The sequence below is a fragment of the Natronosalvus rutilus genome (assembly GCF_024204665.1).
Taxonomy (GTDB): domain Archaea; phylum Halobacteriota; class Halobacteria; order Halobacteriales; family Natrialbaceae; genus Natronosalvus; species Natronosalvus rutilus.
In genome coordinates this window covers 1,954,356-1,968,822 of the sequence record NZ_CP100355.1, presented here as the reverse complement: position 1 = coordinate 1,968,822, position 14,467 = coordinate 1,954,356, and the positions used below count along the sequence as shown (strand labels likewise).

Annotated in this window: 14 protein-coding genes; 7 read left to right on the top strand and 7 right to left on the bottom strand. The window is 63.0% G+C overall.

Features of this window, described 5'->3' with window-relative positions; translation table 11 throughout:
• Positions 1–84: 84 nt before the first annotated feature.
• Entirely contained in the window at positions 85–756 is a 672-nt protein-coding gene (locus NGM29_RS09535) for an HAD family hydrolase (protein ID WP_254155778.1), read from the top strand.
• Between the two features lie 49 nt (positions 757–805).
• On the opposite strand, the gene NGM29_RS09530 is transcribed toward NGM29_RS09535, so the two are convergent.
• Positions 806–1,252, bottom strand: coding sequence for an SRPBCC domain-containing protein (locus tag NGM29_RS09530; RefSeq protein ID WP_254155776.1), 447 nt, complete (start codon positions 1,250–1,252; stop codon positions 806–808).
• An 89-nt stretch (positions 1,253–1,341) separates the two neighbouring features.
• Between NGM29_RS09530 and NGM29_RS09525 the strand changes: the two genes are divergently transcribed.
• Positions 1,342–2,631: a DUF7405 family protein gene (locus NGM29_RS09525; RefSeq protein WP_254155774.1), complete on the top strand. Its 1,290-nt coding sequence runs from the start codon at positions 1,342–1,344 to the stop codon at positions 2,629–2,631.
• Positions 2,632–2,834: 203 nt separating this feature from the next.
• On the opposite strand, the gene NGM29_RS09520 is transcribed toward NGM29_RS09525, so the two are convergent.
• Positions 2,835–5,324 carry a cbb3-type cytochrome c oxidase subunit I gene (locus NGM29_RS09520; protein ID WP_254155772.1) on the bottom strand — a complete coding sequence of 830 codons (2,490 nt, stop codon included), beginning with the start codon at positions 5,322–5,324 and terminating at the stop codon, positions 2,835–2,837.
• On the bottom strand, positions 5,324–6,301 hold the full coding sequence (gene coxB, locus NGM29_RS09515; protein WP_254155769.1) for a cytochrome c oxidase subunit II: 978 nt from the start codon (positions 6,299–6,301) through the stop codon (positions 5,324–5,326). Before coxB ends, NGM29_RS09520 begins: the two co-directional genes overlap by 1 nt.
• Positions 6,302–6,673: 372 nt before the next feature.
• Here coxB and NGM29_RS09510 point away from each other — a divergent pair, with 372 nt between their 5' ends.
• Complete coding sequence (locus NGM29_RS09510) at positions 6,674–6,964, top strand: amphi-Trp domain-containing protein (RefSeq protein WP_254155767.1); 291 nt, start codon at positions 6,674–6,676, stop codon at positions 6,962–6,964.
• A gap of 59 nt (positions 6,965–7,023) precedes the next feature.
• Here the strand turns inward: NGM29_RS09510 and NGM29_RS09505 are convergent, their stop codons facing one another.
• Positions 7,024–7,434, bottom strand: a complete 411-nt coding sequence (locus tag NGM29_RS09505; RefSeq protein ID WP_254155765.1) for a DUF7975 family protein — start codon at positions 7,432–7,434, stop codon at positions 7,024–7,026.
• A 59-nt stretch (positions 7,435–7,493) separates the two neighbouring features.
• Here NGM29_RS09505 and NGM29_RS09500 point away from each other — a divergent pair, with 59 nt between their 5' ends.
• Complete coding sequence (locus NGM29_RS09500) at positions 7,494–8,129, top strand: adenylate kinase (RefSeq protein ID WP_254155763.1); 636 nt, start codon at positions 7,494–7,496, stop codon at positions 8,127–8,129.
• 21 nt (positions 8,130–8,150) lie between these two features.
• Here the strand turns inward: NGM29_RS09500 and NGM29_RS09495 are convergent, their stop codons facing one another.
• Positions 8,151–10,556 carry a vWA domain-containing protein gene (locus NGM29_RS09495; protein ID WP_254155761.1) on the bottom strand — a complete coding sequence of 802 codons (2,406 nt, stop codon included), beginning with the start codon at positions 10,554–10,556 and terminating at the stop codon, positions 8,151–8,153.
• 450 nt (positions 10,557–11,006) lie between these two features.
• Between NGM29_RS09495 and NGM29_RS09490 the strand changes: the two genes are divergently transcribed.
• The 3 genes from NGM29_RS09490 to NGM29_RS09480 all read left to right on the top strand — a co-directional run bounded on the left by NGM29_RS09490 (position 11,007) and on the right by NGM29_RS09480 (position 13,567).
• Positions 11,007–11,963 carry a DUF106 domain-containing protein gene (locus NGM29_RS09490; RefSeq protein WP_254155759.1) on the top strand — a complete coding sequence of 319 codons (957 nt, stop codon included), beginning with the start codon at positions 11,007–11,009 and terminating at the stop codon, positions 11,961–11,963.
• A gap of 105 nt (positions 11,964–12,068) precedes the next feature.
• On the top strand, positions 12,069–12,644 hold the full coding sequence (gene cmk, locus NGM29_RS09485) for a (d)CMP kinase (protein ID WP_254155757.1): 576 nt from the start codon (positions 12,069–12,071) through the stop codon (positions 12,642–12,644).
• On the top strand, positions 12,644–13,567 hold the full coding sequence (locus NGM29_RS09480; protein ID WP_254155756.1) for an RNA-guided pseudouridylation complex pseudouridine synthase subunit Cbf5: 924 nt from the start codon (positions 12,644–12,646) through the stop codon (positions 13,565–13,567). Before cmk ends, NGM29_RS09480 begins: the two co-directional genes overlap by 1 nt.
• 61 nt (positions 13,568–13,628) lie before the next feature.
• On the opposite strand, the gene NGM29_RS09475 is transcribed toward NGM29_RS09480, so the two are convergent.
• Positions 13,629–13,817 carry a hypothetical protein gene (locus tag NGM29_RS09475; protein ID WP_254155755.1) on the bottom strand — a complete coding sequence of 63 codons (189 nt, stop codon included), beginning with the start codon at positions 13,815–13,817 and terminating at the stop codon, positions 13,629–13,631.
• Positions 13,818–13,985: 168 nt separating this feature from the next.
• Positions 13,986–14,384: a MaoC family dehydratase gene (locus NGM29_RS09470; protein WP_254155754.1), complete on the bottom strand. Its 399-nt coding sequence runs from the start codon at positions 14,382–14,384 to the stop codon at positions 13,986–13,988.
• Between the last annotated feature and the right edge of the window lie 83 nt (positions 14,385–14,467).

Below are 14,467 nucleotides of genomic sequence, written 5' to 3'. Positions count from 1 at the left end.
AACGATCTGACGATTTGACGATTTGACGACCCCAGAGCCCACCGGGCGTAAGGCCAAAACCCTCTCGCCCCCTATCTCCGCTGAATGGCATACGACGCAGTCGTCTTCGACAACGACGGCGTGTTGACGACCCCGACCAGCTACGAGGCGCTCACGCGAGCGATGACCCTCGCGTTCGAACGCCACGGCATCGACGACCCCGCCCAGGACGACCTCGAGACCCTGATTTCCCCGACGATCGACGAACTCGAGGCCGTCACCGATCGGTACGACCTCGAGCCGGAATCACTCTGGGCGGCCCGCGAACGGGCGGCGATCGAGGTCCAGCGTGAGGAACTCCTGAACGGGAACAAGACGCTCTACGACGACGTGTCGACGCTCGAGACGCTCGACGCCCCGATGGCCATCGTGAGCAACAACCAGCACGAGACCATCGAGAACATCGTCGACCACTTCGAACTCGAGGCGTTCGACCCGTACTACGGCCGCGAGCCGACTGTCGACGGCATCAGACGAAAGAAACCCACGCCGTACTACCTCAAGCGCGCGATCGGCGACCTGGGATGTGCGAACCCGCTGTACGTCGGCGACAGTTGGGTCGACGTCGCGGTCGCGGAGGCCCTCGAGATTGACTCGGCGTTCATTCGTCGCCCTCACCGCGAAGACTACACCTTCACCGAGTTCGGCTACGACGGCGAGCCTACCCACGAGATCACGTCCCTGGAGGCGCTGTCGCGGCTCGACCCGTCGTCCTGACCCGTCATCAGGTTTCGATTTCGGCGCGCCGACCCTCTCGAAGCTACGTTCAGACGGTCGCCCGAACCCGGCGCTCCGCTCGGTTCCTGAGCGCCCGGTTCATCGCGCGGAAGCCCCGTTCGATTCGACGTCGGTGGAATAGTACCGGTACCAGCGCTCCTCGAAACGTCTCCCGCTGGAGCAGCCGCGTCCGTCGTCCGCCGTCGATCGGCTCGAGGTGAAACTCGTGGTAGCCATCGAAGGCGAACGGGACCCCTAGCCGGCCGAGCCAGACGATCCGACGGTTCGTCTCGACGGTGAGCACCGTCGTTCGAATCGTTCTAGTCCGGCCACCCGGCAACCGGACGCGGATCGACAGCCGCTCTCCTTCGACGGGGAGTCCCTCTACGGAGCGGAGAAACGGGTTCCACTCGGGATAGGCGTCGAACTCGAGGAGGACCTGCCAGACGGTCTCCGGTGGGGCGTCGATCGTCTCGAACACCTCGAGTTGTTCCATGGCAACATCGAACGTGGCGAATGGCAAAGCACCTGTCGGTCACGCGACCCACCACAACCCCCATTACCGCGTAGTCCCGAGAGCCGAATATGACGCGTTCGTCGCGCACGATTTCGCGCCGATCCTTCGTCCGTAGCGCCGTCGCCATCGGCGGTGCGAGCGCCCTCTCCGCCTGCCTGGATCGAGAGAGCGGAGATGCGGACGCTCCGCCTCGAGGCGTCGACGCCGGCGGCCTCGAGGAACTCCCCGAGCGCCAGCACGCCTGGACGGCCGCCCAGCGGACCGACGAGCACGGCAACCCGCTCGTCCCCGAACACCACGTCACCCTCCACTTCTCGTACATCGGCGGCAGTCCGACCGACGAAGAGCGCACGCAGGTCGAGACGGCGTTCGAAACCCTCGAGCGAGCCTACGCCCGGAGCAACGAGGGCTTGCTGTTCACCGTCGGCTACGGTCCCACCTACTTCGACCGGTTCGACGAGTCCCTGCCAGAGCACGTCGACCTACCCGAGCCGACGGCGCTCGCACCCATCGAGACGCCCGAGTTCGATAGCTACGACGCCATGTTCCACCTCGCCAGTGACCGCGGATCGGTCGTGTTGAGCGCCGAAGAAGCGCTCACCGGCGAACTCGAGTCGATCAACGGCGTCGACGTCGAGGCCACGCTCGAGGGCGTCCTCGAGGCCGAGGAACGCAGAACCGGGTTCACGGGGGCCGGATTACCCGCCGAAAATCAGGACGGCGTTCGCGGGATTCCCAACAGCGAACCCGTCTCCGAGGACGCTCCGATGTTCATGGGCTTCAAATCCGGGTTCAAAAAGAACCAGGCCTCCGAGGACCGTGTGACAATCCAGGAGGGGCCGTTCGCCGAGGGCACCACGACGCACCTTTCTCGCATTCGCCTCTCGCTCGACCAGTGGTACGAACAGGACAGCCGAACGATCCGCGAACGAAAGATGTTCTGCCCGGCCCACGCTGAGGAGGGGAAAATCGAGGGTGCGGGCGACAACCTCGGCGACTCGAGTCAGCTAGGCGACTGCCCGGCGCACACGCTCGAGGACGCCCGCGAGTACGGGACCGTGGGCCACTCCCAGAAGTCAGCGCGTGCCCGCGAGAACGACGAACCGATCATCCTTCGTCGGGACTTCAACTCGACGGACGACGACGAGGCGGGCCTGCACTTTCTCTCCCACCAGCGTCGCATCGAGGACTTCGTGAAAACGCGCGAGGCGATGAACGGGACCGACGTCGCCGAACAGTCGGCAATCGGCGCGCGGACGAACAACGGAATCCTCCAGTACATGACCGTTCGACGCCGGGCGAACTATCTGGTTCCGCCGCGACGGCACCGGTCGTTGCCAACGCCGCGGCCCAAGTAGGGCTGGACGGCAGTACCGAAGACAGACGAGTCTGAATTCTCGAGCCAGGTCCTCGAGTACGCGGTCGAGAGTAGCTTCTCGAGGCAGTTCTCCGTGAATTGACCGCGAAATGCACCGCTCGAGGGTATCTGAAGACGAAACAGGACGGACCTTGAAAACACCTCGAACGCGAAAACAGAACAGTCGGGGCTCCCGCCCGCCGCCTACATCAGGTAGAACAGCGGGAACAGGAACACCCAAACGATGTCGACGAAGTGCCAGTAGAGCCCGAAGTACTCGACCGGCCGGTGATCCTCGAGGTAGGCGTCGACCGTGGCCACGCGGTAGATCATGAAGCCGGCGACGAGCAGCCCCAGGATCACGTGCAGGGCGTGCAGGCCCGTCGTGACGTAATAGATCGAGTACTCGAGGCCGCTGAACCAGTAGTCGCCGTGAGAGAACTTCTGGCTCCACTCCCAGCCCTTGACGCCCATGAACGTCAGGCCGAGCAGGACCGTCACGCTCATCGTCGTGAGCAGGCCCTTCTTGTTCCCGCGTTCGGCCATCACCAGCGCCAGGATGACCGTGAAACTCGAGGTCAACAGGATGTAGGTGTTGACGAGTCCGGCCATGGGGATCGCGTCGAACTCCCAGGCAGACCACCCCATGTGGATGCGCATGAACACGAACGCGCCGATGGCCGCTCCGAAGACGACCACGTCCGACGCCAGGAAGAACCAGACGCCGAGTTTCGTGTTGTTGACCCCCTCGAACGGCCAGCGCTCGGCGACGTCCATCACCGGGGCGTTGAACTGTTCCATACCGAAGTTCCAGAGGGTGTAGCCGAGCATCCCCACGCCGAGTACGATCAGCGCCGGAGAGAGCATGCTCGGCTCTTGAGCGGAGACGTCGGCCCCGTTCGCCGCGGCGAACTCCGCGACGTACGGCGTCAGGCCAGACAGCCCGAGGAAAAAGACGGCCAGCGAGAGTCCGATACCGAACGGCCAGATGCTGGCGTGGTCGGCGTGTTCTTCCTCGTGGGCGTGCTGAGTCGTTGCCGGCGTCGCGTGACCATGGCCCGTCTCAGGAACGGCGACGGTCCCGCCGTCGGTCGCGGCACTCGAGTCGTCGTCGACGAACTCGAGGCGACCGCTCGCGTAACTCGGGCGACCAGACCAGTTCTCGAGCGGGGGTGGGGACGGAATCGCCCACTCGGCCGTCCGGGAGAACTCCCACGGGTTGTCCGGCGCGTCCGGGCCGGAGATCAGGCTCTTGCCTAGGATGTAGAACATGAGCAGGAACGACGCGCCGAAGATGAACGCGCCGATCGTCGCGAGCTGGTGGTAGATTTCCAGTCCCTCACCGAAGTGGAAGACGCGCCGTGGGGTCTCCCAGGCGAGGAACATCGGGAAGTAGAGCAGGTTGAACCCGAAGAAGTAGATCGCGAAGTGGATCTTTCCGAGGGTTTCGTCGTACATCTTCCCGCTGATCTTCGGCCACCAATAGTAGATACCGGCGACGAGCGCGGTCACGCCCGAGACCATCACGTAGTGGAAGTGAGCGACGACCCAGTAGGTGCCACGGAACTCGTAGTCGAGCACGACGGCGCCGAGGAACACCCCGGTGATGCCCCCGAGGATGAACAGCAAGAGTGCACCCAGGCTAAACAGGAACGGTGTGGTGAACCGCACCCGGCCCTTGACCATCGTGTAGATGAGCGAGAAGACCATCAGGTCGAACGGCAGCGAGATCCCGATGGTCGTGGCCATGAACAGCGTCTTGATCTCGAGGTTGATCGTCGTCAGGAACATGTGGTGCATCCAGACCAGGAAGGACTGCACCGCGACGAGGACCATCGCGATGATGACCCACTTCCGACCGACGAGACGCCGACCACAGAAGGTCTGGAACGTCTCGAACATGATCCCCAGCGCGGGGAAGAAGACGATGTACACCTCGGGGTGGCCGAAGAACCAGAAGACGTGCGCCCAGAGCAGACTCGAGCCCTGGTCTGTCGCGAAGTACTGGGTCAAGAAGATGCGATCGATCCCGAGCAACAGCAACGCGGCGAGCAGGGCTGCGAACGCGAACAGCATCATCCAGATGGTCATGAGCCACGACCAGGTGAACATCGGCATGTTCCACAGACCGAGGCCTTCCGCGCGCGAGCGGTGGATCGTCGTGAGGAAGTTGACCGTCCCCAGCGTGATCGACATCACGAACAGCATCAACGCGAGGATGGTTGCGGTTCCGCCGGTGGTCGCCTCCACGGCGGGGGTGTACGTCGGCACGTTCAGCGGGGCGTACATCGTCCAGCCACCCTCGAACGTCCCGCCCTGGAAGAACGAGATCATGAACATGGCGCCCGAGAACAGGTAGAACCAGTAACTCAGGGCGTTCAAACGGGGGAACGCGAGGTCTTTTGCCCCGATCTGGAGCGGGACGAAGTAGTTCGCAAAGCCCGAGGCGATGGGCGAGAGGAACCAGAACACCATCAACAGTCCGTGGGCGGTCACCGCCTGGTTGTAGGAACTGTCGGAGAGGAGACCGGCACCGCCGCTCTGCCAGAGGTGGGCTCGGAACAGGAGCGCCATCAACCCTCCGAAGAGCAAGAAGAACAGGGCCGTCGCCATGTAGAGGATCCCGACGTCTTTGTGGTTCGTCGTGACCAGCCACCGCTTGACGGACGTCATCGGTGGGAAGTCATCGGACATCAGTTCTCACCTCCGCTGTCGTCAGTTTCGTTTCCGTTTCCATTTTCATTTCCGTCACTGCTGGATTCGTTACCGCCGTTTCCGCCGAGCTGGAGCGATTCTTCGGGACCATCGACGATCTCGAAGTCATCCTCCGTGGTCTCGAAAGAGCCGTCGGTCGACTCGACGATCACGGTGTAGGTGTCGCCCTGCTCGACACCGATTTCGAGGGCGCCCTCGTCGTCGAAGTCGTCGCCAGTGTAGGTTCCGACCGTTTCGCCGTCGGGGTCCTGCACCGTGACCTCGACGTTTTCGGTGTCGTTGATTTGATTACCGTCACCGTCCTCGAGGGTCAGCGTGAGCGTGAGCTGATCCTGAACCCACTGGTCGTAGGTTTCCTGGCTCGTGACGTTGAGCGTGCCCTCCATGCTGGAGTGGCCGGGGCCACAGAGTTCGAAGCACTCGATCAGGTACTCACCTTCTTCGTCGGCCTGGAACCACGTCTGGTCGGACTCGCCCGGAATTGCGTCGGCTTTCACCCGTTGTGAAGAGATGCCGAACGAGTGCCACACGTCTACTGACGTCACATCGACCCAGACTGGTGTTCCCGCGGGAACGACGAGTTCGCCGTTCGTTTCGACGCCGTTCTCGTAGTAGAACGACCAGCTAAAGGTCTGGCCTTCCACGTCGACCTCGAGGGCGTCTTCGCCGGGGCTCTCGGGCCCGTTCTCGACGTCGATCAGCATGCCGTACGACCAGAGCGTGAGCGAGATGACGATGAGCGCGCTCAGGAAGAACGACACGAAGAGTTTCTTCCCACCGGTTCCGCCAGTCGGAAGCTCTCCGAGCGTCGGCAGGTCCTCGTCCGGGTGGCGCTCTCCGTCGTCACGGTATTTGTACGCATTGTACAGGATGTACGCTACGACGATGATGCCGACGATCGTCCCTAATCCCAGGAACACGAGGAAGAGTTCCTGGAAGATGTCGACACGCGTCATCTGCGTCTGAAGTGGAGTGGAGATTGTGTTCACCTCAATTATACGGGTCTCTTAGTGGGGGCTCATTGCCGCGTGCACTTATCTATTTGGAAACGCCCGATGGCGACCGTAGTCCGACGACGGCGGGACACGTTGTGGCCGCCTTCGGAGTCTCCTGGGAACCCCCATGTGCCCTTGGGTAGACCGATTGACTCGGGTACCTTCTGTCTATCGTTATCGCGGACGGACACTGTCGTCGCAGATGATCGTTGGCGGAAACATGTTCGGGCGTGCTCGGGCAATGCCCGATTATCGGACGTCGACTACCCTGGACGAAACCCTGGATCCCGGTCTCTCCGCGTATTATTTACACCTGGACACCCAAGGAAGGGTATGCCAGAAGAGGTACTCTTTACGTTCGAGCAGTCACTGACGCGAGCCGAAATCGGCGATTACCTCCGGACCGTCGCCGATCGACTCGAGAGTGGCGACGACCTCGTCCTCGAGAGTGGGGGCGACTCGGTCACGATGCAGCCACCGGGGCGGCCGACGTTCGAAGTCAAGGCCGAACGGGAAACCTCGCGGTCGGGCGGTCCAGCCGAGTTCAGCGTCGAGTTCGAACTCGAGTGGGAGGAAGGAGACGACGAGAACGGAGACGGTGACGGCTCCCTGACGATTTCCTAATTCCAGGACGTTCGGAGTTGCCTCAGCACCCGATCACTCGCCCTTGAGCGCCGCGTTCGTCACACGGCGGCGATCCAGATCGTCGCATCCTCTGGACACTCGAACACTGCACGCAAAACGTGCTCGCAGAACTGGGCGATCCGGTTGGGGTCGGCCTTCGCGCTCACGCGTACATTCGTTCCGTCGGCGTCTTCCGGCCGCGTCAACTCGTCGATTTTGAACGCGGGGTACTCGTTCAGCAGCGTTTTCAATCGCTCAAGTTCGTCGTCCGTGCAGTCGAGGCTCACGACCCCATCGGCGAACTGGATCCAGGGCACGCCCAGGTCGGGATCTGGGGCGTCCTCGCGCTCGAGGACCGCTTCGTCGACCTCGATGGTCAGAAACGGGCTCGCTCGCTCGCGGTGGGCGACGATGGCGTCGACGATCAGGCGTCGCCGCTCCTGTGGGTCGGCAGCCGAGAATCGCGTCATACCCGGACGATTGTGCGCCATTCTTTAAGCCTTTATGCGCTGGGGCAGAAGGACGGAGTATGGCACAGCCACGGATTCTCATCCTCGGTGCCCCCGGGGCGGGGAAAGGGACCCAGAGCGCAAAGATCGTGGAGCATTTCGACGTCGAACACATCACCACGGGCGACGCCCTTCGGTCGAACAAGCAGATGGACATCTCTCACCTCGACCTCGAGTACGACACTCCGGCCGAGTACATGGACCAGGGCGAACTCGTCCCCGACGAGGTCGTCAACGCCATCGTCGACGAGGCGCTCTCGTCGGCCGACGGATTCATCCTCGACGGCTATCCGCGAAACCTTGAGCAGGTCGAGGCGCTCGAGGACATGACCGACCTGGACGTCGTCCTGACGCTCGACGTGAGCGAGGAGGAACTCGTTCACCGCCTGACGGGCCGCCGGATGGACCCCGAGACGGGCGACATCTACCACGTGGAGTACAACCCGCCGGAGGACCCCGAGGTGGAAGAACGGCTCGAGGAGCGCGAAGACGACACCGAGGAAACCGTCCGCGAGCGCCTGCGCGTGTACCAGAAGAACACAGCGCCAGTAATCGAGTACTACGAGGACGAGGGGTCCCTCGAGCGCGTCGACGGCGAGCAAGCGCCCGACGAAGTGTGGGATGACGTGAAGGCGACGATTGAAGAAAACGCGTAACGGCAGTCGATTGAGCAGCAATTAGCTTTCTTCTGCAATCTCGACGTTCCAGTGATCGACGGCGATGGCGTAGTCGTTCGATCCGCCGACGGCGGAGTAGTCGGCGTGGACCTCGAACCGCGTGTCAGCCTGGACGACGTCCTCTGCGATTCCGTCGAAGATATCCATGAGATCGTCCGCGTTGTCTGCGTGTCTGTATTCCCCGCCAGTCGTCGTAGCGATTTCCTCGAGGAGATCCTCGTCTGCCCCGTCTCCGAGACCGATCGTGTATATCGTAACCCCTGCATCGGCGGCATCTTCAGCAGTTGCTACCGTCTGACGGTCTACAGCGGCTGAATTGCCGTTTCCTACGTCGTTGTACCCGTCACTCAGGAGTACCATAATACGGTCCGCGTCTCTGTCGTTAGTCTCGAGTTCGTTCAGCCCGGTCTCGAGGCCGGCAGCCATGTTCGTACCGTCTTCGTGGTTGTTTTCGACGCTCGCGTTGACCGACTCGAAGTCAGTCGAAAGGTGATGGCGAAGGATCCCCTCCGTATTGAATTCGATGACCGCCGCACGATCACTCTCTTCGAGCGACCCCGTGGCGTTCAACTGTCCAATGAACGACCGAGTTGCATCGACGCGAAGGCCATTGGGGTCGTATCCCGGGTGATACCAACCCGTTCCAGGGAACCCGTGCGGCCCCATCGAGCCAGACCGATCCAGGACGAATCCAACGTCGATCGGATTCCTGGTTGTCACGTTTTCGAACTCGAGCGTCCGGTTCTCTTCCGGAATCGGGACGTCGGTTCGAAGTGATCGATCGAAGTGCACCTCGAGGTCGGAGCCACCGTCGGCGTTCCCCAATTCGCCGATTCCCTCGAGTGCCCCGCTCACGATGGCGCCGTAGATTTCGGTCCCGTCCTCGACCTCGAGGGAACCGGCACCTGGCGCGTAGACGACGCCCTGGACCGTGCCCGCGACGGCGACATTGGTTTCGCTCGTCCCGTATACCCAGAGCTGTGACGCCCGGTCGTCCGGGACCGTCACGGACTCAAGGTCGATTGCGGAGCCGCCGGCATAGATACTGACCTGTCCCGGGCCGACGATGGTGACGTCCTCGAGGGAGACGTCGCCGTCTACAGCGACGTAGACGTCGCCGCTGGTCGTGTCGAATTCGATGCCTTCGCGAGTGAAATCGCCGTCGACGGTGTACGCTCCGGCTTCGATGTCGCCGTCTGCGTTCGCCTCGAGTTTCGTCTCGTTTTCGAGGAGCGTCGTCGTGCGCGCAATCTCGTCGTCGATCGGTTCGATGGAATCGAACGCGTTCGCCAACTTCGCGGCCGGAACGTCGACGCTCGCCGGCGAGCGATCATCCCTGACGTACAATGCGGCCGGTGAGACGTCCGCCTCGGGCTGAATCTGGATGTCGCCGTTCACCACGGGAAACCCGGTGATCTCGGCCTGTTGAATCCAGAGCGTATCGACGTCCGCAACGAACAGGTCGTCGGTTACGTTACCCGAATCGGCGTACGATCCCACGCGTCCATCGTAGGAGTCAACGATGAGAGATTCGTGGGTTCCGAACTGGACCGTCTCGTCCGACACGTAGAGGCCGCCGTAAATCGTGGGGTCGACGCCGAGATAGTCGTCGATGGAACGATCGACGTCGACCGTGGCGAGAACTGACACCGTCCCCGTCGATTCGTCGTGGCAGACGGTGTTCTCGTCGCCCGCGTTCTCGAGTGAACAGTCCTCGGCTGCGGCATCCTCCACGTCGGTCGCCTCGAACTCCTCGCTCAGGAAGTCGTACCAGCCGTCGTGGTAGGTCTCGTCGGTGATCTCCAGGTGGACGTACCGGACGAATCCGAGATCAGACACGCAGTCGGCCGTCCCGGTCTCGGAACGCGTCGCCGTCATCGAGTGCTCGCCGACTCCGACGTCCCCCTGGAGATCCGAGACAGAGAACTCGAGGTACTGCGTCCCGCGTTCGTCCGCGACGTAGCGAAGGTCCGGTTTCGACTGAATGACGGTTCCGCCGTCGCTGTGCCTCCAGGTCCCCCCGGCCTGCTTGGCCAGCCGTTGCCCGTCGGATTCGTACTCGAGCGTCCCGAGCGTAGCGTCGTCGAGCACCGTGCATGACTGTCCGAATCGGTTGGCCACGGTCAGCGACGCGGATCCCGAGTCGGTCAGTTCGTAGGTCCCGTCTTCTGCGTCTGGAATCGTGACAGCCGCCGAATCCGAACTCGAGTGCAGCAACGTCGTCAGTTCGTGATCGAACGTGGAGAACGTCTGTTCGGTTCGTTCGTCGCCGAGGTCTCCCTCGAGCGCGTCCAGCGCGATCATCCCGGTTATCCCGACCAGCGTAGCACCGACGAACACCATTCCGAACAGCAGGACGATGCCGACCAGGGGGGCGGCCCCCCGGTCCCCAGTCCGACACCCCATAGATGCACCAAACATATCACTGTATTCAAGATAGTTAGGTTATAAAAAACCACCAGATGTGGGCGTTCGAAACCGACGTTCACAGCACCGGAGTCGTGAAACCGCCGTACGTCTCGGCGTCTCAGTCACCCCTTTCCGGAGAGATAGGACGGATTGAATCGGGCGCTGGAACGGATAGGCGGCATTGAAACAGTGGTGGGCCCCGTCACGAGCGGCTTCGAACAACTCTCCTGTGCGTAGCTGCTCGTGGATCACGCGATCGCTGGGCCTCGAGTCGAGCGAGAACGAGCGTCACCGTCACTACCGTTCGGTCATCAATGCAACGTCACTACCGCTCCGTCACTACCCTACCACTACCGCTGCCACCACTCCGCCTGCACTCCGTCACCACCACCGCCTCGCCACCGAAGATAAACACTTGTATACCGAAGGTGACCTAGCCCAAAACAGATGACGCGCACAGCGGAGAAAATAGGCGCCCTCGTCCGCGAGGACTCGTCGTTCGAGGAGGCCCTCGAGGCGATCCGCCGGAAGGCCGACGAGAACGGCGGCGAGGTCGAGTGGGCGGACGTCCGCGACGACCTGTCGAGTGGCCAGTGGGGTCGACTCATCGAAAAGGGGATCCTCGTCGACGGCCAGGACGGGTTCGAAATCGCCGATCGGTCGGCGTTCGACGACGCCCTCGACGGCGACGGCGAGGACGGCGGCCTCTCCGACGACCTGCCCGAGATAGACGCGGAAGAATCGAAGTGGTCGCAGTGGGACAAGATTGCGGGAGTGACCGCGCTACTGTTCATGTTCGGCTACTGGATCACCTCCGTCAGGGATGCCGTCGGCGAGGTGCTCGACATTGCCCTCGGACCGCTGGCGACGACGATGCCCTTCTACACCGTGATCCTCGCCATCGCAATCATGACGGGCCTGTACTCGACGCTCCTGCAGGCGAACCTGATGAACATGGAGCGGATGGGGAAGTACCAGGAGCGCATGAAAGCCATGCAGGACAAGCGCTCTGACGTACAGGACCGCAAGAAAGAAGCCGAGGAGCGAGGCGCGAGCGAAGCCGAAATCGAGAAACTCGACAACGAACTCCAGCAGGTACAAGAAGAGCAGATGGAGGCGATGGCCGACAACCTCGGGATGTTCAAAGAGCAGTTCCGGCCGATGGTCTGGATCATGCTCTTTACGATTCCGCTGTTCCTGTGGATGTACTACCGGATCCACGGCACCGGCCCCCAGACCATCGAACAGACGGTCGTCATGCCGATGGTCGGCGAGGTCGAGTGGCAGGAGGGCGTCCTCGGCCCCATGCGCGCGTGGATCGTCTGGTACTTCCTGTGCTCGATGGGGTTCGTCCAGCTGTTGCGCAAGGCGCTCAACATCGACATGTCTCCCGACACGAGTTGAACGAGTCAGTTTTCACGGTTCGACGCCGGTCACAGGCTCCCGGTTTGCCTCGACCTACCTCGAGCGATTCAAAACCCCTTTGAGGTGGCCCCGCGCACATCGAGTATGTTACTGACCGTCTCCGGACCGCCGGGCGGAGGAAAGACGACGAACGCGGCGTTGCTGGCCGAGGAGTTCGGTCTCGACCACGTCAGCGGCGGCGACATCTTCCGCCAACTGGCCGACGAACGCGGCTACACCCCCCTCGAGTTCAACAAACTCGCCGAGGAGAACGACGAAATCGATCGCGACCTCGACCGACGACTGCGCGAGATTGCCGTCGAACGCGACGACGTCGTCCTCGAGTCCCGACTGGCCGGCTGGCTGGCGGCCGAGCAGGCCGACCTCAAGTTCTGGCTCGACGCGCCGCTGTCGGTCAGGGGAGAGCGGATCGCCGACCGCGAGGACAAATCCCCGGAACGGGCGACGGAGGAGACGCGCGCACGGGAAGCCAGCGAGGTCGGACGATATCGCGAGTACTACGGAATCGAGTTCAGCGACCTGAGCATCTACGACCTCTCGATGAACACGTCCCGCTGGAGCCCCGAGGCCGTCGCCGACACGCTCGTGACGGCCGTCGAGGCGTACGATCCGGCCGCCGACGAGGGGAAAACGCCCGTCGACGTCGACTACGAATTCTAATGATCCGTCGCGGTCCCCCCGAGGAACGGTCGCCCGCGGCGCTCCTTCAGTTCGGCGTCGTCAATCTCGACAAGCCGCCGGGGCCGTCCTCTCACCAGGTAAGCGGCTGGCTGCGCGACGCCGTCGCCGAGACCCTCGAAGCGGCCGGGTTGGAACCGATCGATCGGGCTTCCCACGCGGGGACGCTCGATCCGAAGGTCACGGGCTGTCTGCCGATCATGCTCGGCCACGCGACCCGGCTGGCGCCGGTGTTCCTCGAGGGTCACAAGGAGTACGTGGCCGTCCTCGAGTGTCACGCCCCAGTCCCCCACGACGCCGAGTCCGTCATCGAAGAGTTTCAGGGACCGATCTACCAGAAGCCGCCGCGAAAGAGTGCCGTCTCGCGACGGGTTCGCGTGCGCGAGATTTACGACCTCGAGGTGCTCGAAACGAGCGACCGGCAGGTCCTCCTGCGAATCCGCTGTGAGAGCGGCACCTACGTCCGCAAACTCTGTCACGACCTCGGCCTCGCGCTGGGGACGGGCGGGCACATGGGCCACCTTCGCCGGACGGCGACGACACCGTTCGACGACCGAACGCTTCACTCGGCCCGGGACTTCCTCGACGCGCTCGCGTTCTGGTTCGAGGACGACGACCCCGACCCGCTCCTGGACGTGGTCGAACCGGCCGAGCGTATTCTCGCGGACGTCCCTCGAGTCACCATCGCCCCCAGTGCCGCCGAGTCGGTCGCTACCGGGGCGCCGGTGTACGCGCCGGGAGTACTCGAGGTCGACGATGTCGCCGTGGACGCCATGAACCGAGGCAACGACCCGCTCGTGGCCTGCTACACGCCTGATGGCGCGGCAGTCTGTCTCGGTCGGTTCGTCGGCGACCACGAGGCCGACTCGGGGACCGTCGTGGCGCTCGAACGCGTATTAGTGTAGGAGTCCGTGGGAGTCTGCAAGCCTCGTAGGAGTCCGCAAGCCTCGGTCGGGTATCAGCCAGTCATCCCCAGCCCGACGCGTGTCCGAGGCAGTAAAATAACGCGATCCAACCGACGAAGAGGCCCGCGACGACGACCGTGAAGTCCGCCAGGCAGGTGCCGACAACGACGCAGTAGCCAATCCCAATCGTCAGAAGCAATAACGAGATGCCAAACAGCGCGTGACAGCGGCGTTGAGCCGTCGGCTCCATATCCGGAATCACCACAGTCGAGCCTAAATAACTATGTCAAAAGTTTGTGGCATTCACGGGTCGCTAGAGGAGTTTCGTGAGGAGGGCTTCCGTTTTCGAACGGTCGGTCTCAAGGCCCGGCGATTCCGCTCGGACGGGGCGTGGCTCGGTGTCAGGCCGTAGTCGAGGTCAGCCCTCGTGAGCGAGCGAGAGTACCGTGGCTTCCCCCGAGACGACCACGTCGTCCTCGACGCGGGCGATCGTCTGGACGCGGTAGCGGTCGTCGCCCAGGTCCTCGAGCACCTCGGCCGTCGCGGTGACGGTCTGACCGGGATACACGGGCGCCTCGAACGAGAGGTCCTGGGAGAGGTAGACGACGTCGCCGGGGAGGGAAGCGAGGGCGCTCGAGATGAGGCCCGCCGCGAGCATGCCGTGGGCGACGGGGCCGTCGAAGAGGCCCTCCGCGGCGTACTCGGGATCGAGGTGGAGCGGGTTCTCGTCGCCGGTGAGGTCGGCGAAGCGCTCGATGTGGTCGGTCGTGATTCGCTGGCTGATCTCGCTCCGGTCGCCGGGGCTGGCAGTCGACATACGTCTTCTTTCGTCACGACCCGCGTGTAGTCGCGGGTTGATACTCGAACGTCGGAGTACTTGAGCGCGGACGGAAACTAGGC